Genomic DNA, 24,097 nt, shown 5'->3' with positions numbered 1-24,097 from the left:
TTGAAATAATGCGTTGGGTTAGGGCAAAATACGCCCCCTGCAAATTCAGAACATAACCGACGCTCACCGCGCCGGTTATTTTTTTGCATATTGTTTTTAACGCGTAGCATTTAGCTGACACCAACGAGGCCGGGCACGCACCCGGATAGATAAACACTGAAAACACGCAGCCGCGTGAGATTGAGGATGTAAAGATGGGGATGTTTAACACTCTGCCAGCCCAGGCTGGTACACGTTTCCGTGATGACTACGGCGCCGCGCTGGCCGCCAGCCTTACTCCCTGTCGCTTAATGCGCAGTTTCCTTGTGAATCAACCCAGCCAGGTTGCTGCGCAAGGAGGACTGAAGCATGTCGCTTAATACCTCTGCCGCACCACAACGTGCCCAACTGAAAAAAACGCTGACGTTACTTCCTGTTGTCATGATGGGCTTGGCCTACATGCAGCCGATGACCCTGTTTGATACCTTTGGTATCGTATCGGGCCTGACGGACGGTCACGTTGCCACCGCTTATGCTTTCGCCCTGATTGCGATTCTGTTTACCGCCGTGAGTTACGGTAAGCTGGTACGCCGCTTCCCATCTGCGGGCTCCGCTTATACCTATGCTCAGAAGGCCATCAGTCCGCACGTCGGCTTTATGGTGGGCTGGTCATCGCTGCTGGACTATCTGTTCATGCCGATGATCAACATTCTGTTGGCTAAAAACTATTTTGAAACCCTGGTGCCAGGGATCCCGTCGTGGATTTTCGTGGTGCTGCTGGTGGGCTTTATGACGCTCTCCAACCTTAAGGGCATCAAAACGGTCGCTAACTTCAACAGCGTGATTGTCATCCTTCAGGTGGTGGTCATGGTCGGTATCACCGCGATGGTGATTTACGGCGTGGCGCACGGCGAAGGTGCGGGAACAGTGGTAAGCAGTAAACCGTTCTGGTCTGAAAACGCCCATGTGGTGCCGATGATCACCGGTGCGACGATTCTGTGTTTCTCATTCCTCGGTTTTGACGGCATCAGTTCGCTGTCAGAAGAAACGAAAGATGCAGAACGTACCATTCCGCGTGCGATTTTCCTGACGGCGCTGATTGGTGGCCTGATGTTTATTGTCGCGTCGTACTTCCTGCAACTGTATTTCCCGGACATCTCGCGCTTTAAAGAGCCGGATTCGTCGCAGCCTGAAATCATGCTGTATGTGGCCGGTAAAGCGTTGCAGATCGGTATCCTGATCTTCTCTGTGGTCACGGTACTGGCGTCCGGTATGGCAGCGCACGCAGGCGTTTCACGTCTGATGTACGTGATGGGCCGTGATGGTGTGTTCCCGGAGCGTTTCTTCGGCTATATCCATCCAAAATGGCGCACGCCGTCCCTGAACGTGATTCTGGTGGGTGCCGTAGCGTTGATGGCGATCAACTTCGATCTGGTCACCGCGACTGCGCTGATTAACTTTGGTGCGCTGGTTGCGTTTACCTTCGTTAACCTGTCAGTGATTGCGCAGTACTGGGTACGTGAAAAACGGAATAAGACCCTGAAAGATCACGTCCAGTATCTGGTTCTGCCGATGATGGGTGCCCTGACCGTGGGTGCACTGTGGGTTAACCTGGAGCAAAGTTCTATGGTGCTGGGACTGATCTGGGCCGCGATTGGTATTGTTTACCTGGCCTTTGTGACGCGCAGCTTCCGCAATCCCGTTCCACAGTTTAGCGAAGAAGTGTAATCCCCCGGCCCTGCTCATTCACAGAGCAGGGCCGTTTTCTGTCAGCTTTTACTTGCCAGCATCAGTTCCCAGCTTCCTGCCTGTAACGCATTCCGTCCTGCGGCATTTAACTGATCATCTGTCACAATCACATCAAACTTTTCCAGCGGTAAGGCCAGCCACGTCGCGATTTTATCGTATTTCGAGCTGTCGCTGAGCAGCACGCGTTTGCTGCTGACGTCACACACGGCCTGTTTAACCGCTACCTTGTCTTCATCCGGCGTAAACAAACCGCGCAATCCCCAACTGGAAGTGGAGACAAAGGCAATGTCAATTGCCAGTTGCCGCAGGTGGCGTGCGGCTGCATCGCCAATGCAGGAACGGTTATCCCGACATACGGTGCCACCGGTATGAATCACCCGGCAGCGGCTCGCCTCCATCAGCAAATTGGTCACCATAAAATCATTGGTGACCACTAACAGGTCCTCCCTGTCGGCAATTTCCCGCGCCAGCGCCAGTGTGGTCGTACCGGCATCCAGATAAATACAGCTGTCAGGCGGAATCAGCTGAGCGGCCAATTTGCCAATAGCGTTTTTTTCTTCATTACACAGCGCGGTCTTGGTCAGGTGCGAGGGTTCGCTCGCCAGGCGGTTAGCGGAGCGCACGCCACCGGAAACCGACAGCACCGCGCCCTGTTCCTCCAGCTTCTGCACGTCCCGACGAATCGTCATGTGTGACACGCCAAAACGCTCGGTCAGTTCGGCGATGCTCATTACGCCGCGCTCGGCCACCAGTGCCAGAATCTGTTGATGACGCTCAACGGGGATCATATACACCTCGGTTTATCATTTTTTCACATTGTAGGGGATGCCTTCACAAAGACGCACGGAAATTTTGCACCAGATCCCCTTTGCTGGTGGCGATTTGACCGCGATACCTGGTAATAACAGTTACGTGGCTGATGTGAATAAATGTTCAACTGCGGCCTTATGAAGTTAATTTATGTGAAATACGGCACGTTTTTACCTGCACTTTCCTGCCACTATTACCAGCAGAGACCAAAAATTCACTTAATTTAACAAGGGAGGCCACCGATGCCCGCTTCAAACATCTGTGTCATAGGTTTAGGCTCAATGGGAATGGGCGCGGCGCAGTCCTGCATCCGGGCTGAGCTGGCGACATGGGGCGTTGATCTGAATCCGCAGGCCTGCGAAACGCTGCGCCAGGCAGGTGCGCGTGACGCGCAGTCGTCGGCTCATGCCTTTGCCGAACACCTGGATGCTGTCCTGTTGCTGGTCGTGAATGCCCGGCAGGTTAATGCGATTCTGTTTGGCGAGCAGGGGCTGGCGGCCAGGCTGAAGCCGGGCACGGCGGTGATGGTATCCTCCACCTTGTCCGCGCAGGATGCGCAGCAGATCGCCGCCAGACTGGCGGACTGTCAGTTGCTGATGCTGGATGCGCCAGTGTCCGGCGGGGCCGCCAAAGCCGCCAGTGGCGAGATGACCGTGATGGCATCCGGGAGCGATGCGGCCTTTGCGGCTTTGCAACCGGTACTGGATGCCGTCGCCGCAAAGGTTTACCGCGTCGGCACGGAAATCGGTCAGGGATCGACAGTCAAAATCATTCATCAGCTGCTGGCGGGCGTGCACATTGCCGCCGGGGCCGAAGCCATGGCGCTGGCCGCCCGCGCCGGGATTCCGCTCGATACGATGTATGAGGTGGTCACTAACGCAGCGGGCAACTCATGGATGTTTGAAAACCGTATGCGCCATGTCGTCGACGGCGACTATCGACCGAAATCCGCAGTGGACATCTTTGTCAAAGACCTGAATCTGGTCGCCGATACGGCGAAAGCCCTGCATTTCCCGCTACCGCTGGCCTCTACCGCGCTGAATATGTTCACTGAGGCCAGCAATGCCGGTTTTGGCCGCGAGGATGACAGTGCGGTGATTAAAATCTTCAGCGGCATTACGCTGCCCCAGCGCGAGGAGGCGATGTGATGCGCTTAGGGGTGATCGCCGACGATTTTACCGGCGCAACCGACATTGCCAGCTTTCTGGTGCAGAACGGGCTTTCTACCATTCAGTTTAACGGCATCCCAGAACAGACAACGGTCCCGGATGCCCAGGCCATTGTGGTCAGTCTGAAATCGCGATCCTGTGCGCCGGCGCTGGCCGTCAGTCAGTCGCTTGCGGCGCTGCGCTGGCTGCAGGCGCAAGGCTGTGAGCGCTTTTATTTCAAGTACTGTTCCACGTTCGACAGCACCGCTGCGGGTAACATCGGTCCGGTGACGGATGCGCTCATGGCCGCGCTGAATGAGACGCTGACGGTGATCTGCCCGGCATTGCCGGTCAACGGACGTACCGTTTATCAGGGCTACCTGTTTGTGGGGGAACACCTGCTGTCGGAGTCCGGCATGCGCCATCATCCTGTCACGCCGATGACCGACAGTAACCTGCTAAGACTGATGGCGTGTCAGAGCACGGGAAAAGCCGGGCTTATTCCGTTAGCCACGGTCGAGCAGGGCGCAGGCGCGATAACAGAGCAACTTGAACATCTGCGTGCTCAGGGCGTGAACTATGCCGTAATCGACACGCTTACTGAGCAGCATCTGCTGAATCAGGGCGAAGCGCTGACGTCGATGCGGCTGGTCACGGGCGGCTCCGGGCTGGCCATTGGCCTGGCGCGCCAGTGGTCAACATCTGGCTGCGACGATGGTCAGGCGCAGCGCGCGGGCTATCCGCAGGGGCAGCGGGCCGTGGTGCTTTCGGGTTCCTGTTCACCAATGACCAACCGCCAGGTCAACGCGTATCGCCAGCAGGCACCCGCCCGGGAAATTCACGTTGAGCGCTGCCTCAACGATGAACAGTACGCCGGGGCGCTGTGCGACTGGGTCGTTGAGCATGCCGACGGGCCGCTGGCCCCGATGCTCTTTGCCACTGCGGATGCGCAACAGCTGCAGTCGATCCAGCAGCATTTCGGTGCACAGCGCAGCAGTGAGGCGGTAGAGCAACTGTTTGCTCAGGTGGCGAGAGATCTGCAATCCCGCGGCTGGCAGCGCTTTATCGTGGCGGGCGGCGAAACCTCGGGCGTGGTCGCCCAAAGCCTGGGCGTGACCGCCTTCCATATTGGTCCGGTGATTTCGCCCGGTGTGCCCTGGGTCAGAGATATCCAGCAGCCGCTGTCACTGGCGCTGAAGTCTGGCAATTTTGGCGATGAGCAGTTCTTCCGCCGCGCACAAACGGAGTTTTCACATGACTGAACAACAGGCCCGCGAAGAGATGGTCAGACTGGGTGCCTCGTTCTTCCAGCGTGGTTACGCCACCGGCTCGGCCGGTAATCTGTCGCTGCTGCTGGACGACGGCACCTTACTGGCAACGCCCACGGGGTCCTGCCTGGGGGAACTGGATGCGGAGCGTCTGTCTAACGTGACGTTACAGGGGGAGTGGATAGCCGGGGATAAACCGTCGAAAGAGATCGCCTTTCACCGGGCGCTCTACCTGAATAATCCGGACTGTCGGGCGGTGGTTCACCTGCACAGTCACTACCTGACCGCGCTTTCCTGCCTGCAACATCTGGACAGCCAGAACTGCATCCGCCCGTTCACGCCCTATGTGGTGATGCGGGTAGGCGATGTACCGGTGGTGCCTTATTATAAACCGGGTGATGCGCGGCTGGCGGAGGATCTGGCGCTGCTTGCCCCGCGTTACCGCGCCTTCCTGCTGGCAAACCATGGTCCGGTGGTGGTCGGCAAAACCTTGCGCGAAGCGGCGGATAATACCGAGGAGCTGGAAGAAACGGCGCGTCTGATGTTTACCCTGGGCGATCGCGCCATTCGTTATTTAACCGCCGACGACGTCGCTGAACTCAGGAGCCGGTAATGCCAAAGTTTGCAGCTAACTTATCTACCCAGTTCAACGAAATGCCTTTTCTGCAACGCTTTGCCGCGGCGGCACAGGCGGGCTTCAGCGCGGTCGAGTTTCTGTTTCCCTACGAATATCCGGCTGAGCAACTGAAAGCGCTGCTGGCGGATAACGGGCTTAAACTGGTGCTGTTTAACAGCGCACCGGGCAACGTTGACGCGGGGGAATGGGGCGTTTCGGCTATTCCCGGACGGGAAGCCGACGCGCGCGCAGATATCGACCGGGCGCTGGCATATGCACGGGCGCTGGATTGCCCACAGGTGCATATCATGGCCGCAACGGTGCCGCCGGGTGCCGATCGCCAGCGCTATGTCGAGACATTCATCCGCAACATGCGCTACGCGGCAGAACGATTTGCCCCGTATAACATCCGCTTGTTGATCGAAGCCCTTAATCCCACGACCAAACCGCACTATCTCTATGCCAGCCAGTATCAGACGCTGGAGATGGTCGACTTTATCGACCGGCCCAACGTATTCACCCAACTGGATCTGTTTCATGCCCAGATTGTGGACGGCAATCTCAGCCATCTGATTCGCCATTACGCCGGACGTTATCGCCATGTGCAAATCGCCGCCGCGCCCAGTCGGCATGAACCTGACGAGGGCGAGATCAACTACCCCTGGCTGTTCAGCCTGTTAGATGAGGTGGGCTACGACGGTTGGGTCGGCTGCGAATATTTCCCGCGCGGCGACACCGTAGAGGGACTGAGCTGGCTGGTGCCCTGGATGAAAAACCGCTGAGTTAACGTGAAAAAATCACACCGGTGCTGCGGTACCGGTGCCATTCTGCTCGTCTCTGAAACGGAGCGGCACCAGGTTGAGCTTTAACGAAAAAACGCGAAAAAAGATAACTATTCCAGAGGTTTACTATGACGACTGCGTTGCTGTTAGCCATTGCGACCGCCAGCATTGTGATATTGCTGTTGCTGGTCATTAAAGCCAAAGTCCATCCCTTTGTTGCCCTGTTAATTGTCAGTCTGCTGGTGGCCATCGCGACCGGTATTCCGGCTGAAAAAATCATGGAAACCATTATCAGCGGGATGGGCGGACTGCTGGGACATATCACTATCATTATCGTGCTGGGGGCGATGCTGGGGGCCATCATCGAAGCCTCTGGCGGCGCAGAGTCGCTGGCCCAGCGTTTCAGCAAAACGCTGGGTCTGAAACGTACCGTTGCCGCCCTGACGATGGCTGCCTTTATTTTAGGCATCCCGGTATTTTTTGAAGTGGGCTTTATCATTGTCATTCCGCTGATCTACGGCTTTACCAAAGTGGCGCGGGTGTCCCCGTTGAAGTTTGGCTTACCGATGGCGGGCGTCATGCTGACTGTGCATGTGGCGCTGCCGACGCACCCTGGTGCCGCCGCCGCCGCGGCCATTTTGCATACTGATATGGGCTGGCTGATGATGCTGGGAATTCTGGTCTCGGTGCCGGTCGGTATCCTCGGCTATTACGTGGCAAAGGCAATGAACCGTCGGCAGTACCACCTGTCGGTTGAGGTACTGGAACAGTTGCAGATGGCGAAGCCGGAAGGGGTACAGAAGAAAAATGAACCCGCACCGCCGGGCGCGCTGACCATCAGCGGTTTGATCGTCGTCCCGATTGTGCTGATCGTGGCAGGCACGCTGTCGCACTCGCTGCTGACGGAAGACAGCCTGCTGCGCAAGGTGATGACGGTTATTGGCACCCCGCCGATTGCGCTGCTGATCGCCCTGGGACTGGCCGCCTGGCTACTGGGCCTGCGTCGTGGCTGGAGCAAGGACAAGCTGGAGGACCTGACCGGTCGCGCCATTCCGGGATCGGCCAGCGTGATTCTGGTGGCGGGCGCGGGCGGGGCGTTTGGTAAGGTACTGGTGGAGTCCGGTGTCGGCAACGCGCTGGCGCGGGCGCTGGAAACGCTGCATTTGCCCCTGATTCCTGCCGCGTTTATTCTGTCGCTGGCGCTACGCGCTTCGCAGGGCTCGGCAACCGTGGCGATCCTCACGACCAGCGGATTACTGACCCAGGCCGTGACTGGCATAGATGATATGCACCGTGTACTGGTCACGCTGGCGGCGTGCTTCGGCGGTCTGGGCCTGTCGCACGTGAATGATGCAGGTTTCTGGGTGGTAACGCGCTATCTGGGTCTGTCGGTGGCGGACGGTTTAAAAACCTGGACGGTACTGACGACCCTGATGGGGCTGAGCGGCTTTGCCCTGACCTGGGCGCTGTGGTGGGTAATCTGATATACAAACCGGGAGGGCGACAGACCTTCCCGGTCTGCCGGGACGTCAGGACACCAGTTCCTGCGCGTACCGGTACAACGCTTTAAGCTGAGACAGTTTTTCCGCGTCCCCTTCGTGCAGGCTGGCCAGCGATTCCAGCTCCATCAGAAAAGCCTGCACTTTTTCTGGATTCAGAACCTCACGACGATGCTGCAGCCAGCGCTGTTGTTCGGCATCATCCAGCGTACCGGGGAAATTACGGGCGCGATAACGAAACAGCAGCTTTTCCACCCGTGGGCTGTCAAATGTCAGATTGAGCGCAGGCAGATTGGCAGGCGCGGTCTGGCGGATGATGTTCATTCCGGCGCGGTCGGCATCGCTAAAGAAACCGTCATAGAGCTGCGTGTCGACATCCTCTGACGGCGCAAAAGGTTCCGCCTCAGCAAAAATAGCCACCAGTTTTTCACGTACGTCAGGATGCTGACGCAGCGTGGCCAGATTATCCAGGCAGAACTGACGATCAATACCCAGCCGCCCGGCATCTTCCGGACGCAAGGTATTAGCGGGTGCCAGCACCGGACACTTATTGATGTGCACCAGTTTCACCGGCACAGCAGGCTGATCGCCCAGCTCGCTTTTAGGTGTGTACAGGCGCTCGCGCAAACTGTCCGCATCCAGCGTCAGCAGGGGCGCAATATCCCCGGCCAAATCCACCACGATCAACGCATTGCGGTTGTCCGGATGCCAGGCAAGCGGCACCACCCAGCTGGTATTGCCGCGCGCCGCGCCAAACATGCCAGAAACATGGACCAGCGGCTTCATCTGCGGGATGTCGATCAGGGTCATCAGCTTATTTTTGTTGCGATGCGTAAACAAAAACTCAAACAGTTTTGGCTGTTTTTCTTTCACCAGTCTCGCCATTGCCAGCGTGGCATAGACATCTGACATCGCATCATGGGCGTTTTCGTGCGCCACGCCGTTGGCTTTGGTCAGATGCTCCAGCCGGAAGCTGGGAAAGCCGTCATCATTCTCTGGCCAGTTAATACCTTCCGGGCGCAGCGCATAACAGGCGCGCATCACGTCCAGCAAATCCCAGCGGGAATTACCGTTTTGCCAGCTCCAGCCGTACGGATCGTAGAAGTTGCGGTAAAAGATATTGCGCGTCACTTCATCGTCAAAGCGCACGTTGTTATAACCCACGACGCAGGTTTGTTCGGTGGTAAACAGCGCATGAATACGGGCAGCAAACTCGGCCTCGTTCACGCCCCGGGAGGCGGCTAATTGCGGCGTAATACCGGTGATCATGACCGCTTCAGGCTGGGGCAGGTAATCATCCGGTGGGCGGCAGTAGAATACCTCTGGCTCGCCAATCGGATTGAACTCGCTGTCGGTGCGCAAACCGGCAAACTGTGCCGGACGATCCCGTTGCGGGCTGGTGCCGAAGGTTTCGTAATCGTGAAACAAAAAAGTGAATTCAGAGGCGGGCACGTCGCTGTCCTGTCTGCAAAAAATCAACGTTCAGGATAGTCGTCTGCGTGCCTGAGTACAACTGCCAGGGCGCAGGCTGTTGAATGGTGCGCAGCAGTTCATACTTTTTTTCAATTTATTTAAACCTTATTAAGGGTTTTGCCGTAAAACGTCCCGCTGTTCATGTCCGTTTTACTTGCTCAACTAAGGATGAAGTGTTGAAAAGGCGTCTGTTAATTACCGTAACTGTTTTTTGGGCTTCGCTGGCACAGGCCGACGATATGCCATTTCCTGTGACGCCACCGGCGATTGATGCAGCCTCCTGGGTGCTGATGGACGCCACCACGGGGCAGGTGCTGACCGCGGGCAATCCCGACGAGCGCCGGAATCCCGCCAGTCTGACCAAGCTGATGACCGGCTATGTGGTCGACCGCGCGATCGACCAAAAGAAAATTACCCGCGACGACATGGTGACGGTGGGAAAAGATGCCTGGGCAGCAGGCAATCCGGTCTTTAAAGGCTCCTCACTGATGTTTCTCAAGCCCGGTGATAAGTTAAGCGTGCGTGATCTCAGCCGCGGCGTGATCATTGATTCAGGCAATGACGCCTGCGTTGCGCTGGCGGATTACGTGGCCGGTAGCCAGGACAACTTTGTTAAGTTAATGAACCACTACGTGGAGAAACTGGGGCTGACGAATACCCATTTCGAAACCGTACACGGTCTGGATGCGCCGGGGCAATATTCCAGCGCACTGGATATGGCAAAACTGTCGCGCGCCATTATTGATGGCGAGCCCGATTTCTATGCCATGTACCGTGAAAAAACCCTCACCTGGAACGGCATTACCCAGAACAACCGTAACGGCCTGCTGTGGGACAACAACCTGCACGTCGATGGCCTGAAAACGGGCCATACTGAAACGGCGGGTTTCAATATCATTGCCTCCAACATTGTGGGTCAGCACCGCCTGATTGCCGTCATCATGGGCGGGAAAAGTGCGAAAGGGCGTGAAGAGCAGGCGCGCAAGCTGCTGGTCTGGGGCCAGAATACGTTTGATACCGTACAACTGTTCCATGCCGGTAAGAAAATTGGCAGTGAACATGTCTGGTACGGTAATCCGCACCAGGTTGACGTGGGCACGGCAAACGATGTTTATCTGTCACTGCCGCGCAGCGAAATCCCGAACGTCAAAGCCAAATACGTGATCAACCGCACCGACCTGGAAGCGCCACTTAAAGCCAATGAGAATATTGGTGAAATCCAGGTGATGGACAAGGACAAGCAGATCGCCAGCTATCCGCTGGTGGCACTCACCGCCGTTAACGAGGCGGGCGTAGTGAGCCGCATCACGGACTACCTGAAACGCAAGTTCTAATCGTTACGTCCCTGCTTCGCCTTCGCGGGGCAGGGATGAACCCGCTATAGTGCGTCATGTGTTGTCGTCGTGGTGAATTTTGCTGATTTCCGGGGCAGGGTTGTTGATAATGGTCCGCTCAACGCTGTACAAGCGAAAACATTGACGGCGCGCCAGGATCGGCAGGGCGCGACGCGTAGAATCATTTTTTTACCAGCGGACAAGCGACTTTGCGCTCTGATAAACCCATCTCAAATCTGGAATTCTGGTTATATCGTCATTACCGCAGCGTGCACGGGTTACGCATCGCAGTGGCGTTTCTGTGTGCGTTTCTGCTTGTCCGCGTCACGGGCATTCCCGAAGGCACCTGGCCTCTGATTACCCTGGTTGTGGTGATGGGGCCGATCTCAACCTGGGGAAACGTCTTCCCGCGCGCCATTCAACGCATTGGCGGAACGATTGCCGGGTCAATCTCTGGTCTTATCGCCCTCAGGCTGGAGATGATTTCGCTGCCCGGCATGCTGGCATGGTGCGCAGTGATCATGTTTATCAGCGGCTATCTGACGCTGGGGAAACACCCTTACATGGCATTGCTGATTGGCATCACGCTGTGCGTGGTTGTAGGCGCGCCAATGGGGGATTTCACCGTGGCGATGTGGCGCGGTGGCGATGTCATTTTAGGATCGTTACTGGCGCTGTTATTTACGGCCATATGGGCGCAGCGTGCGTATATTCACTGGCGTATTCAGCTGTCAGATACGCTGGCAGAAATGGCCAAAATCTACCATGCAGGGTTTTCCGCCAACCTCGTGGAAAAGCCCCGGCTGAACAAACCGCTGGGCAAACTGCTCACCAGCGTGGTGAAAATGCGTGCCCTGCTGGAGCCGTCCAGTAAAGAAACCCGCATCCCCAAATCGGTGTTTGAAGCGATACAGACGTTGAACCGTAATATGGTGTACACCATTGAGATGCAAATTAATGCCTGGTGGGCATCACGCGAAAGTCATCTGATCATGCTGAATGCTCCGACGTTACGCCGCACGCAGGAGATGACCGAAAACGCGCTGCGAACCTTATCGGTCATGGCTGTGAAGGGGGAAACCTACGACATCATCGCGGCCAATCATGAGTTAACGGAAATCGTCAAAGAGCTTAAGCAGTTGATCGCTGACGGGAGTGACCGTCTGGAAGAAGCGCCGATTTATGGCTATGTCTGGCTGAGTCTGGAGCTGGCGAAGCAACTGGAACGCATGACGGATTTGATGCGCCTGGCGCTGCGTAAATAATCACCTCAGACAATGACTTAATGCGAAACCCGGTTTTTTTGCGCTAAGATAAGAGCCAGTCCGAATTTAGCTGTGAGAATTGCCCACAAGGCTGGCTGGCCGCTAAGCTGATCGTTTTGACTCTCTCCCTGCTTTAGCAGGCTTAAAGAAAGGTGCCATCATGGAAAATGCCAAGCAATCATTTCAGGACGTACTTGAGTTTGTCCGTACGTTCCGCCGCAAGAACAAACTGCAGCGTGAAATCGTCGATAATGAGAAGAAAATTCGTGACAACCAAAAGCGTGTGCTGCTGCTGGATAACCTGAGCGAATACATCAAACCCGGCATGAGCGTTGAGGCGATTCAGGAAATCATCGCCAGCATGCGTGCTGACTATGAAGATCGCGTGGATGAGTACATCATCAAAAACGCTGACCTGTCTAAAGAGCGCCGCGAGCTGTCTAAAAAGCTCAAGACCATGGGCGTGGGCGAGACGAAAACGCCATAAGGCAACGCGTATTATCGCGGATAACCAGCCCGCTCCAGCCATCCGGTTGGGCGGGTTTTTTTGCGTCCGCGATCAGCGGGAAAGCTTGCGGGCAATCTGCTGTAACTGACGGGCCAGCGCGGATAAGTCTGCGTCTTTGCTGACCGGCGCGGCGGTGGTTTCCCGCACGACCAGTACCGGCTCCAGCGTCCGTGACGCGACCGCTTCTCCCTGCAGCGCGGCCAGCGCCTGCTCGACGCTCGTGGTACCCAGTTGCTGGAGATCCTGACGAATCGTGGTCAGCGGCGGCTGGTACCAGGCGCTTTCTGCCGTGTCATCGTAGCCGACAATGGAGATTTCAGCCGGAATCGCCACGCCATGCTGATGCAATGCCCGCATGGCACCCAGCGCCATTTCATCATTCGCTACCAGCAGCGCCTGGGGCAGCGCGTCCGGTAACTGAGACAGCATAGCCTGATAGCCCGACTGGGCACTCCAGTCGCCGCGCAGCACACAACAGGGAAACAGACCGTGCCCGGCCAGCGCCTGGCGCCAGACCGCTTCACGCTGACGGGCCGATACCGAGCGAACCGGACCATTCAGCAGGCCGATGTGCGTATGTCCGAGCGCGACGAGATGCTCAACTGCGGCCCGCGCCCCTTTTTCATTGGAGTACTGGCAATGAGACACAACGGCGTGCGGTTCAGCATCCAGAAACAGCACCGGTTTTTTGCCACACAGACGACGGATTTTTTCCGCGTCGGCGGCCTCAAGCGGCATATTAATCAGTACGGCATCAACGCGCTGCGCCATCAGTTCATTCACCGTGGCTTCGGCATCGTCCGCGCTGTCCATGGCAATGACTAAATGGTAGCCGGCTCTGGCGGCGCGCTGCTGTATTGCCGAGGCAATCTGCGCTGGGGCCATTAACGCCAGATTGCTGGTGGCCAGGCCAAGGGTCCGCGTGGCTTTACCCGCTAACTGCTGCGCAACCCGATTGGGAACGTAGTTGAGCTGTTGCATCGCCGCTTCCACTTTTTCGCGGGTACGGGGAGAAACCTGCTCAGAGCGATTAAGCACACGAGAAACGGTTTGATAGGAAACGCCCGCCAGTTGGGCAACATCATCAAGGGTCACAGAGCGGGACGTCATTCTTCCTCCAAAAGATGAGGCAGCGAGTGTAACAAATTTCCGTTACCCACGCGTCGTGCAACGGCGTGGCTGCGTGCTCATCACATCCGTGTTTAACGGTTCTGTTGATAGATCTGCAGGTTGACATTGACCGCGTTCAACAGCGGTGCAGTGATGCCATGACGGCTGGCACGTAACAGCAGGTCGCCAATGATCGGGTCGGCTTCAATCGCAAAGCCCTGGGTCAAATCACGATACATTGAGGAGGTCATCGGCGTCGACGCGTCGTTCAGCAGCGCGTAGATTTTGGCGGTCACGGCCGGGCGCGGTTGGTAGCCCTCAGCACAGATAATCTGCAGCACTTCGCTATAAATGCCCTGAAGCAACATCTCGCCGCCTGGCTGGTTCAGCACCTGTTGCGTATTCCCCCGCGCCAGGCAGCACACGGCACCGAGCGTGCTCAGCAGCAGCCATTTTTCCCATAATTCACCGATAATATTGTCGGTAAAAACTGTGTCGACAACGCTGCTGCGAAGGGCAACATCAACCTGCTGAAGCCGGGCATCATTATTACCATCCAGCGCGCCGTAACAGATCTGGTGCAGAGGCGTTAACTGCACCACATGGCCCTGGTCGTTCAGCGTGGCGTTAATTTTGCACAGCCCACCGATCACCCTGTCGGCACCAAAGTGGGTGACCAGCGTATCGATATGCCGCATGCCATTCAGGATCGGCATGATCAGCGTATGCGGACCGACAGCCCGCGCAATGTCCTGGATGGCCTGATCCAGACCGGTGCTTTTGACCGTGATGATGATTAAGTCGTAATGCGTATCCAGCCTGTCGGCAGTGATCAACGTCGGATGCAGCGTTTCCTGCCCTGATGGGGTCTGCAGCACCAGGCCCGTTTGTTGTAACTGACGGAAACGGCCTTCACGGACCAGAAAGGTCACATCCTGCCCGGCCTGCATCAGCCGCGCACCAAAATAACCGCCGGTTGCACCCGCACCTACCAGTAAAATACGCATCCCTTTTCCCTCTGTTAAACGCGCCTGTCCAGATGCAGGACAGAAAGTTTAGTTATGCGTTAAAATCCATTCTGCCCGCAAGCATTATTACATTCCGCATGGGCACAGAATCGCGCATTGATCGTGTTCCATTGAGCGCGACCTATGTCAAAAATCTTGAATATAGTGCTTAAGTATATTCACTATCCCTCATGACATGGCTGGCGTAACCTTATTTCATCGATGTTTATCATGCGAAAGCACCCGTCTTTCGCCAGGAGATGTTACAGATGAAAAAGATTGGTTTTCTCTCATTTGGCCACTGGACGCCCTCGCCGCAGTCCGCCACGCGTTCTGCCCAGGATGTGTTGCTGCAATCTATCGACCTGGCCGTCGCAGCGGAAGAACTGGGCGCGGATGGGGCCTATTTTCGTGTGCACCACTTCGCCCGTCAGCTCAGCTCGCCGTTCCCGCTGCTGGCTGCGGTCGGTGCACGCACCAAAAAAATTGAAATAGGGACTGGCGTGATCGACATGCGCTATGAAAATCCGCTTTATATGGTGGAGGATGCCAGCGCTGCGGATCTGATTTCCAACGGTCGCTTACAGTTGGGACTGAGCCGTGGTTCACCCGAGCAGGTGATTGATGGCTGGCGTTACTTCGGCTACGTGCCGCAGGAAGGCGAGACGGATGCGGACATGGGCCGTCGCCATACGGAAGTGTTCCTGGATGCGCTGCGTGGCGAAGGCTTTGCTAAACCGAATCCCCAGCCAATGTTCCCCAATCCACCGGGCTTGCTGCGTCTTGAACCGCTGTCGGAAGGCTTACGTGAGCGTATCTGGTGGGGCTCGGGTTCCAACGCCACCGCAGTATGGGCAGCGAAAATGGGCATGAATCTGCAAAGCTCGACGCTGAAAGATGATGAAACCGGCGAGCCGTTCCACATCCAGCAGGCCAAACAGATTCGCGCCTACCGTGACGCCTGGAAAGCGGCAGGGCATCAACGTGAACCGCGGGTTTCCGTCAGCCGCAGTATCTTCGCGCTGGTGAATGATATGGACCGCGCCTACTTTGGTCGCAGTGGTCAGGATCAGGATTCCGTCGGTTTTCTGGATGAGAAAACCCGCGCCATTTTCGGTCGCAGTTACGCGGCTGAACCCGAAAAGCTGATCAAACTGTTGGCAGAGGATCAGGCGATTGCCGAAGCGGACACCTTGCTGCTCACCGTGCCGAATCAGTTGGGCGTGGAATATAATGCCCATGTGATTGAAGCGATTCTGAAGTATGTCGCTCCTGAATTAGGCTGGCGTTAAACGCTAACTGATTCTGTGAGAATAAGGCCCCCGCGCAGTCCGGATTGCGCGGGGTTTTTCATTCTTTTCCATCCTGATGTCCTGTCTTCTCTCCCGGTTACGTAGCAGTGAATGCCGTTTTTTTATTTTAAAAAACTATTTCGTCGCGACACAATTTCTTATTAAGAATAATTCTTTCGGATTTATCTCAATAAAATCATGCGCGTTGTAAATTAATTGACATGAACTCATGTTAATTTTATTAATGAGTAAAGGGCGTAGAAAGAATCGTTGCCTGATTAACTATCCCTAATTGCTGCGTGAATAACGCAGTCATCTTTTTATTTCCACTTTATAGCGAACAGAAATGACAGGCTGGTGCTTATCCTGAATTTAAGATGGCACTGATGCTGACGAAATGTCTCAGCCTGGCGATGTGCATCGTGCATTTTGTCCCACCCCAAACTAACCGGAAAAAAGAATGGCGATCGATATTTATTTGAAAGTTGAAGGCACCACAGGTGAATCACAGGACAGTAAACATAAAGGATGGACCGACGTACTCTCATTTGAGTGGGGGGCTTCACAACCCGGCAATATGGCTGTTGGCGGCGGTGGTGGCGCGGGGAAAGTGAGTTTTAACGATCTGCGGATCAAAGCCTTAATCGATAAATCCACGCCAGCCATTCTTAAATACTGTTCCAGCGGAAAGCATGTTTCAAAAGTTGAACTGTCGGTTTGCAAAGCTGGCGGTAGTCAGATTGAGTACACGAAAATTGTGCTGGAAGATGTTCTGGTCACCGCAACGAATTTCAACGGTATCGGGCAAAGTGACACTATTGTTGTGGACTATGCCTTTCAGGCATCTAAAGTTTCTACCAGCTATTGGGAGCAAAGCGCCAGCGGGACTAAAGGTGCGGAAAGCAAAGCCGGTTGGGATATTAAACAAAATAAAGAGAGCTGAGTTAATCTGCCCGTAAATATAAAGGTGAAAAATGGCTATTGATATATTTTTGAAGATAGACGGGATTGAAGGTGAGTCGCAAAATGCGAATCATAAAAAATGGATTGATGTACTTTCATTTGACTGGGGCGCGCAGCAGCCAGGGAATATGGCCGTTGGCGGCGGTGGGGGAGCAGGTAAAGTAAATTACCGCGATTTAACCGTTGAGGCCTTAATTGATAAGGCCACGCCTGCATTAGTGAAATATTGCGCCAGTGGTAAACATCTGCCGAAAGTTCAGCTGTCCGTTTGCAAGGCGGGTGGACAGGAAGTGGAGTATACCCGCATCACACTTGAGGATGTCCTGGTGACACAGACTGACTTCACCGGCGTCGGGCACGCGTCAACGCTGGGTATGCAATATTCCTTTCAGGCCAGCAAAGTGGCACTGGAATACTGGGAACAGGCTTCTCAGGGTACGAAAGCCGCTTCTGTACAGATGGGCTGGGATATTAAACAAAATAAAGAAAACTAATGACTTCGTCGGGCGGCATCAAAAAGTGAGGGCGTTATGGCATTTCCAAAAGTGAGTCTTATTGAGGGCCTGACTACGGACCCTCGTTTTAATCCTGCGGGTTCCGCTAACTTTCTGTCCAAAGAGGTGCTTGATGAAGCGCTGATTTTAGTCAGATCGTTTGAACCAGCGGAAATCGCCCGGCTGAGTAAAACCGATACCAGCCAGATTGCTTATGCGATGTCGAATTATAAAGAAGATAATAACCGTCGTTATAAAACCTGGAACGAAGAGTCGGCTTCAGTCAGGAGGCCTGGCGGAGAAATTCGGCACCTTGACAATCGTATTGGCGGCGTCAGAGTTCAGCAGGCAAGTTCGATTGCGACAGGTGCGATATCAAGCTCTACTGGCGCTACAGGTGTGGTTTTATGGTCCGCTTACCAGGGTCTTGGAAGTATTATTGGACGGGGCTCTCTTCCTGTACTGGCGGCACTCTTTTCTGCGGTAGGCGTCTACTTCGTCAACAAAAAAACCGTTGCCGTTAATCAGATGGCTGCCCATATCAAAGCACTCGCGGATCTCTTTAATACTGCACATGAAGCCTTTGAAGACTTCAAAACAGAAGCGGAGCGTAAACGCGCTAATTTTAAACCCGACGATCAAATGCGTACGCCCCTCACCTTTGAGCAAACCGTGGCATCCCATAACGCCTGGCCCCAGGATCATGCGCGGGACATGACGCCCATCCTTCAGCAATTTATCCGCCATGAATATCAGCGTGTGGAGCTGTATGGCACGAGTGCCGAGTTTGTGAAGGTTTTTTTTAAAAACCAGGCACCCCTTTCTCTTTCACGCACGCAGTACAGTAATCTGATTAACTTAAAATTCCCGTAAGGAATGGCGAAAAGCTGTCTGAAGGCAACGCTATTCAGACGGCAAGCCCGCTTAGCGTACCGGACGATGAATTCACGTCTTGATAAAGGTAAGCAGACTGACCACCTTACCGGTTAAAGCATACGCCCTGGATTTTGCGTTTACCGACTCACTTCTCAGATAAGTTACCCTGCGCGGATAAAGGTTATCCCGCGCTTTTCCGCCCGGGTAAACGGTATTGCTTTGCGCCTGCCAAAAGTCAGGCTTCAGGTCCCACCATTCACATCAACCATTCGCGCATACGGCGTGTCAGTTGGCGCGCCGTATGCGTTGGAGGCGCATTAACAGTCGGCCGCAGGGCCGGACGGGACAGACAGCAGAATATTGTCAACGTTATGCGAGTTAGCTTCCAGGTCCTGACTTGTTGTCATCCGCTAAAATCGTTATGGTTAACAAGCGTTTGTCAGACCCGATAGCGGGACCAGCCCAGTAAGAAAACCTCCCGATATCAGCGCGTCGGCACTCTTGTAACTCATTGATGTCTTGCATACATAAACAGTAAGCGGGCTGTCTGAAGGCGCAAACCCGGTGCTGGTGCACCAGAAGCAGGTACAGCCTCATCCGGCCTGTATCGCGCCAAATGGCCTCGCGAATGATGGACTCACCTTATTGACCAGGAGCTTGCAAATGACGATGAATGCCCGATCTTCTGACGCTGCACTTACGGCGGCCTCATTTAAAACCCAGCGACATTATACAGTTGGATATGTACCTAAATTCGGGGACACCAGCACACCTGCACTGAACATTAGTGGCAAATGGTTACGTGAATTGGGATTCGAGACGGGGACGAAGGTAAGGGCAGAGATCAGCAAGGGCTGTATCGTGTTGCAGGTCGAGACACCGGAGTCAGAAGAGAACCTTTCCCCAGCGCGTTAAGGGTTGTGTTGCTCTAACCACCGTTTATAGTTACAGAATCAACCGCCCCGTTTAAGGAGCCTGACATGCCACATTACTGTTTTTTCCAAAAGGGTAAGCAGATTGTCGTGCTGGAAAAATCGTCTACAGACGAGGCTACCCAGCTCATTGCGCAGGGCTATGAAAAGCAATTTGAGGAGATGAGTGCGTCCAGTGAGAAAAAGGCACTCGCTCGCTTTGCGGATATTCGCCAACGTAACCAGGCGGATTACGAGGACTTCCTGGCGGGGGCGGCAACGATGCCGATCATCGATGGCTTACGCGCGGTAGCGGGTTTTATCGTGGGTAAGAAGTAGCGCAGCCGGAGCAGCGCCTGCGTTAAGTTCCCTGCGCTGTAACGCGACCTGGATTGTTGCGTATTTCACGCCATTCCCAAAACAAAAAGCCCGCTCAGGTTTCACTGAGCGGGCTTCTCTAAATCTGGCTCCTCTGACTGGACTCGAACCAGTGACATACGGATTAACAGTCCGCCGTTCTACCGACTGAACTACAGAGGAATCGTTTGAACGGGGCGCATATTATCGACGTCGTGCAGGCTTGTCAAAACTCTTTTTCATAAAAGTGTCTGATTGCTGAAATACTCGCCAACTCTGTGCGCTGTGCCGTATCGCTAACGCTAACAAGCGGCTTCACAGGGTTTCTTATTGCGTAAACAGAAACCCAAACCGCGTAAAACGTCGCCTTGGACTGGACAGTGACGATTGTTCTTTATGTTCGTCACATTTATTTCATTTTTAGTTTGAAATGCTAATAAATGGAATTTAAATTTCATTTCAACTTTCGCTGTTCGCCCGGAGTCCAAATGAACAAAGTCAGAATCGGCATGATCGGCAGTGGCTACATTGGCCGCTGTCATGCGATTGCTTATGCCCAGGCCCCTGCGGTGTTTGCGTTAAAAGGGGAGATTATCCGTGAGATGCTGGCAGAGGTGAATCCGGAACTGGCGGCAAAGCAGGCCGCCACCTTTGGGTTTGCCCGCTCAACCGGTGACTGGCGTGAGCTGGTGTGCGATCCCAATATTGATGTGGTGGATATCTGTGCGCCCAATTTTCTGCATAAAGAGATGGCGCTGGCTGCGATTGCTAACGGTAAACATGTCTATTCCGAAAAGCCGCTTTCCCTGACCGTAGCGGATGCCCGGGAAATGGTGGAAGCCGCTGCAAAGGCCGGCGTGAAAACGCTGGTGGGCTTCAATTACATGAAAAACCCCACCAGTCAGCTGGCGAAAGAGATTATTGCCCGAGGCGAAATCGGCGAAGTGGTGCACTTTTATGGCACGCACAACGAGGACTATCTGGCAAAACCTGACACTCCGCTCGACTGGCACTGCCAAAAAGCGCTGGCCGGACTGGGCGCCCTGGGCGATCTGGCTGCGCATATCGTCAATATGGCGCATTATCTGGTCGGCAATATTGTGGAAGTCAGCGGCGATATGATGACGGTCATCAGGTCGCGTCCTGACCCGAAAGATCTCAGTCGTCAGTTACCGGTTGAAAACGAAGATCAGGCCAGCGCATTGCTGCGTTTCCAGAACGGGGCTCACGGCGTGATTGAAACCTCGCGCATTGCCTGCGGAGCCAAGATGGGCCTGACCTATGTGGTGACGGGCACCAAAGGCACGCTGCGCTATACGCAGGAACGGATGGCAGAGCTTGAACTCTATCTTCATGATGAACCCGCCGGGCGTCAGGGCTTCAAAACGATTCTGACCGGGCCTGCTCATCCGGATTACGCCAGTTTCTGTGTGTCAGCAGGCCACGGTATCGGCTTTAACGATCAAAAGACCGTGGAAATACGCGATCTGATTAATGGCGTCGCCGCAGGCGATCGTATGTGGCCGGATTTTGCCGAAGGTTTGCAGGTACAAAAGGTGCTGGAGGCGATTGCGCTGTCCGCCACAGAACGGTGCTGGCAGGAAGTCTGATAGTAGTTACAGCATACTTTAATGCACAGACGGGAACCTGTGCGCCTGCGGACAGGCAGGCGCACGTTGTTATCAGCAGTCAGATGCTTTGTCCCACCACAGCTTGTCCATCGCGTAATAGCGGTCACGCTGGCTCACCGGCTGTGACAAATCCCGCTCCCAGGGCTTCGCCAGAATGTAGTGCAGGTTCTTCACCTCTTTACATTCCCACAATGTATCGTGCTGAAAACGAAGCGTTTTTAGCGCGTTATAAATATAGGAAAGGGGCAGCCATTTATCTTTAAAAGCTTCGTTGAGCAAGTCCTGTTCTGAGAAGGCATAGGCGCGCAGGTCATCAATGGCGGCAATACGCGCTTCAAGATCGTTAAAGACAGCCTCATCCGGTTCCAGCACCAGGAATCCACCGTTCAGGTAATAATCCACATGGGCCGGCGGCGTCTGCTCGCGCTCCTGCCAGGTATAGTGGCAGAACTCGGGCTCCCAACTGTCAGGATAGGACTCAATCTGGTTGGGATTACAGCGGCAGGCGTGGCAGGCGGCCAGCACGAAGTCACCCAGGTCCAGTGTAAACAGTTCATCCATATTCTTTAAGATGAGCATGTCAGCATCCAGGAATACCACGCGCCGATACTCGGTCAACTGCCAGGCGCGCAGCTTAGTCCAGACCTCGCCAAAGCGTTCAGAGGCATAGTGCTGATTCAAATCATTATCCGGATAAAGCGGATCAACCCGGCGGATAATACAGCCCTCATCCCTGAGGGCTTCACACTCGCTGTCACTGATAGCATTGGTGGCCATCACAAGCAGTGGCCAGCGTGTTTTCGTCTGTTGCAGTGAACGGTGCAGCGCTTTCACGCCCACCAGATAATCCGGTTGCGTCAGTAACGTTACCCAGGCAAACATAACATCCCTTTTTTAAATTATTTAAACAGTGCAGCGGTATAGTCGTTGCTGAAGCGGTGGTGCGGATCAAGTTGTTCACGCAGGGCGCGAAAGCGGTCCCAGTGCGGATAAAGATCCCGCCAGTGGTAGAGCGAGGCATCGTAATATTTACCCCAGTGCGGACGCCCACCTTCTTCGGCCAGCAGTTTCTCCACCTCGCTTAAAAAGTGCAGGCCGGCCTCAGAAAGCGATCCATCATCTGCGTAATAAACGACAAAGCCAAAGAAGCAGGTGGGCTGGTCGAAGGCGGGGCTCAGCCAGGCGGATGAGGCACCGGTGCAGCGCAGGATAATCGGATAGTGCATGTGCGGACGATTTTCGGCATACCAGCGTTTGATCTTGCTGATGATCGCCGGCGTGCGCGCCAGCGGAACGCCAATCTCAACGTTGATCTGCGGCACGGCGATACCGCGACAGAACAGTTGGTAGATGTCGCCTGTGACATCGGTAAAGTCGCGAAAGCGAGTCACAGTGCGGAACTGTTTGCCGCCTTTACCGTGAATCTGCGTATCGCGATGCATGTGCTCCAGCGTCTGTTCGATAGTATCGTTCAGGCTGTCATCACCTTCATCGGCATGTTCTACTACTTCGCGTCCCGACTGCTCGTAACGCTGGATCTCATCGTAGCTGGCCTGATGTGCATTCCAGACGTGCATGATGTTATCGTCAACAAACCACCAGGCCTTACTGAGTGCATAATCCTCATTCCAGCGCAGCAGATCGCTTTCCAGGTTGTCCGCCGAAACCGCATTCTTGTGGCAGGTGAAGATGCGGAACGGTTGGGTGCGCAACGTCACTTCGGTCACGATGCCCAGGGTGCCGAGCGACACCAGCGCCGCCGCAAAATCGTCGTCACCGCGCGACAGCTCCCGTATGGAGCCGTCGCTCAGCACCAGACGGATCTGCTCGGCTTCATCCGCAATGGAGCTTTGCTGCAGACCCTGACCGTGCGTACCGGTTGCCATCGCACCGGCCAGCGTCTGCACGGAGATCACGCCCGGCGAAGAGGCCAGCATGCGGTCCATGTCTGTCAGGGTGCTGTAGATCTGTTTGAGCGGTGTGGCGCCTGCAAACGTAACGCTGTGAGCATCGCTGCGGAGCAGGCCGGTAAAGGCGCTCAGATCCAGCAGCAGATCGTCGGGATGCACAGCCAGCATTCTGCCGGGTGAGTAGGTTTTGCCAATAACGCGCACTGTGTTGTGAGTGTCGCGCAGTAACTGCTGCAAAGCCGCCTCATTGGCAGGGCGTTTTACCTGCTGTTGTGTACCAATCGGCGCGTTTTGCGCCCAGTTCCAGAGTGTATTGTCATGAGGTTCACGCTGCGTCTGGCGAAGCGGATAAAGGCTGGCGTCTCTGCTCAAGCTGCTTTCCTTACTTAAGTGATATTGTTATTACCACTTAAGCATAGACTATCCTTTTCAGCGCTCAGGACGCGTGGCGTGAGCAACCGATGTAGCGCAGCGTTGCCGTGACGGCGAGCTGGCGATTACGACGGATGATCTCGTCTTCATTTTTGTCCCGACTAAACAGCGTATTGAAGGTGAAGCGGTTGGAGACCTGATGCACACAAATACTGCTGATCAGGCGATGCACGTCCAGTGTCTCGATCTCTTTGATGAACAGTCCCTGCTGCTGTCCCCGGCTCAGAATATCGTCCAGTAAGTCCAGCGCACTTCGGTTCAGCTGGCTCAGACGGGCAGACTGCGAGATGTAGCGGCCGCGAGACAGGTTCTCCATACAGATCAGACGCACAAAATCCGGGTGGGAAACATGGTAATCGAAGCTGGCTTCAACCAGTTTTATGATGGCCTGCTCAGGGGCGAGCGAGGCCAGATTCAGGCCAGTTTCATGCTCCCTGATCTGCTGGTAAACCTGTTCCAGCGCATCGATATAGAGCTGTTCCTTATTGCCAAAATGGTAAACCACCATTCGTTTAGTCGTCTGGGCATTTTCAGCAATTTGCTCAAGACGGGCGCCTTGCATACCAAACTCAGCAAAGGTCGTCAGTGCGCTCGCAAGAATGCGCTTTTTAAGTCCTTCAGGATCATTTTTGCGTTTCGTAGTGTCTGACATAGTGCTCAACAGGGTGCCCGGTAACGAGAAG

General features: G+C 54.8%; 24 protein-coding genes and 1 tRNA gene. 17 read left to right on the top strand and 8 right to left on the bottom strand.

Annotation, left to right across the window (positions count from 1 at the left end):
- The first annotated feature begins 194 nt into the window (after positions 1-194).
- Together C1N64_RS15720 and C1N64_RS15715 are read left to right on the top strand one after the other, a co-directional pair.
- Positions 195-359 (top strand): hypothetical protein, encoded by a 165-nt coding sequence (locus C1N64_RS15720; protein WP_006119821.1) that lies wholly within the window; start codon positions 195-197, stop codon positions 357-359.
- The gene (locus tag C1N64_RS15715; RefSeq protein ID WP_039338101.1) at positions 349-1,707 is read left to right on the top strand and encodes an APC family permease; all 1,359 of its coding nucleotides are present in this window, start codon (positions 349-351) and stop codon (positions 1,705-1,707) included. Before C1N64_RS15720 ends, C1N64_RS15715 begins: the two co-directional genes overlap by 11 nt.
- Positions 1,708-1,748: 41 nt before the next feature.
- On the opposite strand, the gene ygbI is transcribed toward C1N64_RS15715, so the two are convergent.
- Positions 1,749-2,516, bottom strand: a complete 768-nt coding sequence (gene ygbI / locus C1N64_RS15710) for a DNA-binding transcriptional repressor YgbI (RefSeq protein ID WP_006119819.1) — start codon at positions 2,514-2,516, stop codon at positions 1,749-1,751.
- A 264-nt stretch (positions 2,517-2,780) separates the two neighbouring features.
- Here ygbI and ltnD point away from each other — a divergent pair, with 264 nt between their 5' ends.
- The 5 genes from ltnD (at position 2,781) to C1N64_RS15685 (ending at position 7,836) form a co-directional block, all read left to right on the top strand.
- On the top strand, positions 2,781-3,686 hold the full coding sequence (gene ltnD / locus C1N64_RS15705; protein ID WP_367143865.1) for an L-threonate dehydrogenase: 906 nt from the start codon (positions 2,781-2,783) through the stop codon (positions 3,684-3,686).
- Positions 3,686-4,948, top strand: a complete 1,263-nt coding sequence (otnK, locus tag C1N64_RS15700; RefSeq protein ID WP_054633497.1) for a 3-oxo-tetronate kinase — start codon at positions 3,686-3,688, stop codon at positions 4,946-4,948. Before ltnD ends, otnK begins: the two co-directional genes overlap by 1 nt.
- Positions 4,941-5,567 (top strand): 3-oxo-tetronate 4-phosphate decarboxylase, encoded by a 627-nt coding sequence (locus tag C1N64_RS15695; RefSeq protein WP_006119816.1) that lies wholly within the window; start codon positions 4,941-4,943, stop codon positions 5,565-5,567. The genes otnK and C1N64_RS15695 overlap by 8 nt, the downstream gene beginning before the upstream one ends.
- Entirely contained in the window at positions 5,567-6,352 is a 786-nt protein-coding gene (gene otnI, locus C1N64_RS15690) for a 2-oxo-tetronate isomerase (RefSeq protein WP_367143866.1), read from the top strand. The genes C1N64_RS15695 and otnI overlap by 1 nt, the downstream gene beginning before the upstream one ends.
- A 128-nt stretch (positions 6,353-6,480) precedes the next feature.
- A complete protein-coding gene (locus C1N64_RS15685; RefSeq protein ID WP_054633499.1) occupies positions 6,481-7,836 on the top strand; it encodes a GntP family transporter in 1,356 nt (451 codons plus the stop codon).
- A gap of 45 nt (positions 7,837-7,881) precedes the next feature.
- Here the strand turns inward: C1N64_RS15685 and sbcB are convergent, their stop codons facing one another.
- Positions 7,882-9,303, bottom strand: coding sequence for an exodeoxyribonuclease I (gene sbcB / locus C1N64_RS15680; protein WP_058708388.1), 1,422 nt, complete (start codon positions 9,301-9,303; stop codon positions 7,882-7,884).
- A 197-nt stretch (positions 9,304-9,500) separates the two neighbouring features.
- Here sbcB and dacD point away from each other — a divergent pair, with 197 nt between their 5' ends.
- From dacD to tmaR, 3 genes are all read left to right on the top strand, one after another.
- Complete coding sequence (gene dacD, locus C1N64_RS15675; RefSeq protein ID WP_172913000.1) at positions 9,501-10,658, top strand: serine-type D-Ala-D-Ala carboxypeptidase DacD; 1,158 nt, start codon at positions 9,501-9,503, stop codon at positions 10,656-10,658.
- Positions 10,659-10,867: 209 nt separating this feature from the next.
- The gene (locus C1N64_RS15670) at positions 10,868-11,923 is read left to right on the top strand and encodes an FUSC family protein (RefSeq protein ID WP_033740425.1); all 1,056 of its coding nucleotides are present in this window, start codon (positions 10,868-10,870) and stop codon (positions 11,921-11,923) included.
- 160 nt (positions 11,924-12,083) lie between these two features.
- A complete protein-coding gene (tmaR, locus tag C1N64_RS15665; RefSeq protein ID WP_033740422.1) occupies positions 12,084-12,410 on the top strand; it encodes a PTS system regulator TmaR in 327 nt (108 codons plus the stop codon).
- 72 nt (positions 12,411-12,482) lie between these two features.
- On the opposite strand, the gene C1N64_RS15660 is transcribed toward tmaR, so the two are convergent.
- On the bottom strand, positions 12,483-13,541 hold the full coding sequence (locus tag C1N64_RS15660) for a LacI family DNA-binding transcriptional regulator (protein WP_394514944.1): 1,059 nt from the start codon (positions 13,539-13,541) through the stop codon (positions 12,483-12,485).
- A 92-nt stretch (positions 13,542-13,633) separates the two neighbouring features.
- Positions 13,634-14,548, bottom strand: coding sequence for a ketopantoate reductase family protein (locus C1N64_RS15655; RefSeq protein ID WP_058701604.1), 915 nt, complete (start codon positions 14,546-14,548; stop codon positions 13,634-13,636).
- A gap of 269 nt (positions 14,549-14,817) precedes the next feature.
- Between C1N64_RS15655 and C1N64_RS15650 the strand changes: the two genes are divergently transcribed.
- The 6 genes from C1N64_RS15650 (at position 14,818) to C1N64_RS15625 (ending at position 19,423) form a co-directional block, all read left to right on the top strand.
- Positions 14,818-15,840, top strand: coding sequence for an LLM class flavin-dependent oxidoreductase (locus tag C1N64_RS15650; RefSeq protein WP_054633503.1), 1,023 nt, complete (start codon positions 14,818-14,820; stop codon positions 15,838-15,840).
- A 460-nt stretch (positions 15,841-16,300) separates the two neighbouring features.
- Positions 16,301-16,783, top strand: coding sequence for an Hcp family type VI secretion system effector (locus tag C1N64_RS15645; RefSeq protein ID WP_039338087.1), 483 nt, complete (start codon positions 16,301-16,303; stop codon positions 16,781-16,783).
- Positions 16,784-16,814: 31 nt separating this feature from the next.
- Positions 16,815-17,297 (top strand): Hcp family type VI secretion system effector, encoded by a 483-nt coding sequence (locus tag C1N64_RS15640; RefSeq protein ID WP_033740412.1) that lies wholly within the window; start codon positions 16,815-16,817, stop codon positions 17,295-17,297.
- Between the two features lie 36 nt (positions 17,298-17,333).
- A complete protein-coding gene (locus tag C1N64_RS15635) occupies positions 17,334-18,170 on the top strand; it encodes a hypothetical protein (RefSeq protein ID WP_033740411.1) in 837 nt (278 codons plus the stop codon).
- A gap of 666 nt (positions 18,171-18,836) precedes the next feature.
- Positions 18,837-19,088, top strand: a complete 252-nt coding sequence (locus tag C1N64_RS15630; protein WP_172912958.1) for a SymE family type I addiction module toxin — start codon at positions 18,837-18,839, stop codon at positions 19,086-19,088.
- Between the two features lie 65 nt (positions 19,089-19,153).
- On the top strand, positions 19,154-19,423 hold the full coding sequence (locus tag C1N64_RS15625; RefSeq protein ID WP_110268265.1) for a hypothetical protein: 270 nt from the start codon (positions 19,154-19,156) through the stop codon (positions 19,421-19,423).
- Positions 19,424-19,548: 125 nt separating this feature from the next.
- On the opposite strand, the gene C1N64_RS15620 is transcribed toward C1N64_RS15625, so the two are convergent.
- Positions 19,549-19,624 (bottom strand) — tRNA-Asn (locus C1N64_RS15620).
- Positions 19,625-19,929: 305 nt separating this feature from the next.
- On the opposite strand from C1N64_RS15620, the gene C1N64_RS15615 reads away from it, so the two are divergent.
- Positions 19,930-21,051: a Gfo/Idh/MocA family protein gene (locus C1N64_RS15615; protein ID WP_172912959.1), complete on the top strand. Its 1,122-nt coding sequence runs from the start codon at positions 19,930-19,932 to the stop codon at positions 21,049-21,051.
- A gap of 72 nt (positions 21,052-21,123) precedes the next feature.
- On the opposite strand, the gene C1N64_RS15610 is transcribed toward C1N64_RS15615, so the two are convergent.
- The 3 genes from C1N64_RS15610 to C1N64_RS15600 all read right to left on the bottom strand — a co-directional run bounded on the left by C1N64_RS15610 (position 21,124) and on the right by C1N64_RS15600 (position 24,066).
- On the bottom strand, positions 21,124-21,954 hold the full coding sequence (locus C1N64_RS15610) for a glycosyltransferase family 8 protein (RefSeq protein ID WP_039338083.1): 831 nt from the start codon (positions 21,952-21,954) through the stop codon (positions 21,124-21,126).
- A 17-nt stretch (positions 21,955-21,971) separates the two neighbouring features.
- Positions 21,972-23,354 (bottom strand): D-arabinono-1,4-lactone oxidase, encoded by a 1,383-nt coding sequence (locus C1N64_RS15605; protein WP_394514943.1) that lies wholly within the window; start codon positions 23,352-23,354, stop codon positions 21,972-21,974.
- A gap of 64 nt (positions 23,355-23,418) precedes the next feature.
- Positions 23,419-24,066: a TetR family transcriptional regulator gene (locus C1N64_RS15600; RefSeq protein ID WP_039338080.1), complete on the bottom strand. Its 648-nt coding sequence runs from the start codon at positions 24,064-24,066 to the stop codon at positions 23,419-23,421.
- Positions 24,067-24,097 lie beyond the last annotated feature (31 nt).

Source organism: Pantoea sp. SGAir0215, assembly GCF_043543215.1.
The sequence above is the reverse complement of the archived record's forward strand: the minus strand, read 5'-3'. Positions and strand labels throughout refer to the sequence as shown.

What these genes read in the sequence shown, in the direction of transcription:
- C1N64_RS15720 (WP_006119821.1), top strand. Translation starts at nt 195, where the DNA reads ATGGGGATGTTTAACACTCTGCCAGCCCAGGCTGGTACACGTTTCCGT.
- C1N64_RS15715 (WP_039338101.1), top strand. Translation starts at nt 349, where the DNA reads ATGTCGCTTAATACCTCTGCCGCACCACAACGTGCCCAACTGAAAAAA.
- ygbI (WP_006119819.1), bottom strand. Translation starts at nt 2,516, where the DNA reads ATGATCCCCGTTGAGCGTCATCAACAGATTCTGGCACTGGTGGCCGAG.
- ltnD (WP_367143865.1), top strand. Translation starts at nt 2,781, where the DNA reads ATGCCCGCTTCAAACATCTGTGTCATAGGTTTAGGCTCAATGGGAATG.
- otnK (WP_054633497.1), top strand. Translation starts at nt 3,686, where the DNA reads ATGCGCTTAGGGGTGATCGCCGACGATTTTACCGGCGCAACCGACATT.
- C1N64_RS15695 (WP_006119816.1), top strand. Translation starts at nt 4,941, where the DNA reads ATGACTGAACAACAGGCCCGCGAAGAGATGGTCAGACTGGGTGCCTCG.
- otnI (WP_367143866.1), top strand. Translation starts at nt 5,567, where the DNA reads ATGCCAAAGTTTGCAGCTAACTTATCTACCCAGTTCAACGAAATGCCT.
- C1N64_RS15685 (WP_054633499.1), top strand. Translation starts at nt 6,481, where the DNA reads ATGACGACTGCGTTGCTGTTAGCCATTGCGACCGCCAGCATTGTGATA.
- tmaR (WP_033740422.1), top strand. Translation starts at nt 12,084, where the DNA reads ATGGAAAATGCCAAGCAATCATTTCAGGACGTACTTGAGTTTGTCCGT.
- C1N64_RS15660 (WP_394514944.1), bottom strand. Translation starts at nt 13,541, where the DNA reads ATGACGTCCCGCTCTGTGACCCTTGATGATGTTGCCCAACTGGCGGGC.
- C1N64_RS15655 (WP_058701604.1), bottom strand. Translation starts at nt 14,548, where the DNA reads ATGCGTATTTTACTGGTAGGTGCGGGTGCAACCGGCGGTTATTTTGGT.
- C1N64_RS15650 (WP_054633503.1), top strand. Translation starts at nt 14,818, where the DNA reads ATGAAAAAGATTGGTTTTCTCTCATTTGGCCACTGGACGCCCTCGCCG.
- C1N64_RS15645 (WP_039338087.1), top strand. Translation starts at nt 16,301, where the DNA reads ATGGCGATCGATATTTATTTGAAAGTTGAAGGCACCACAGGTGAATCA.
- C1N64_RS15640 (WP_033740412.1), top strand. Translation starts at nt 16,815, where the DNA reads ATGGCTATTGATATATTTTTGAAGATAGACGGGATTGAAGGTGAGTCG.
- C1N64_RS15635 (WP_033740411.1), top strand. Translation starts at nt 17,334, where the DNA reads ATGGCATTTCCAAAAGTGAGTCTTATTGAGGGCCTGACTACGGACCCT.
- C1N64_RS15630 (WP_172912958.1), top strand. Translation starts at nt 18,837, where the DNA reads ATGACGATGAATGCCCGATCTTCTGACGCTGCACTTACGGCGGCCTCA.
- C1N64_RS15625 (WP_110268265.1), top strand. Translation starts at nt 19,154, where the DNA reads ATGCCACATTACTGTTTTTTCCAAAAGGGTAAGCAGATTGTCGTGCTG.
- C1N64_RS15615 (WP_172912959.1), top strand. Translation starts at nt 19,930, where the DNA reads ATGAACAAAGTCAGAATCGGCATGATCGGCAGTGGCTACATTGGCCGC.
- C1N64_RS15610 (WP_039338083.1), bottom strand. Translation starts at nt 21,954, where the DNA reads ATGTTTGCCTGGGTAACGTTACTGACGCAACCGGATTATCTGGTGGGC.
- C1N64_RS15600 (WP_039338080.1), bottom strand. Translation starts at nt 24,066, where the DNA reads ATGTCAGACACTACGAAACGCAAAAATGATCCTGAAGGACTTAAAAAG.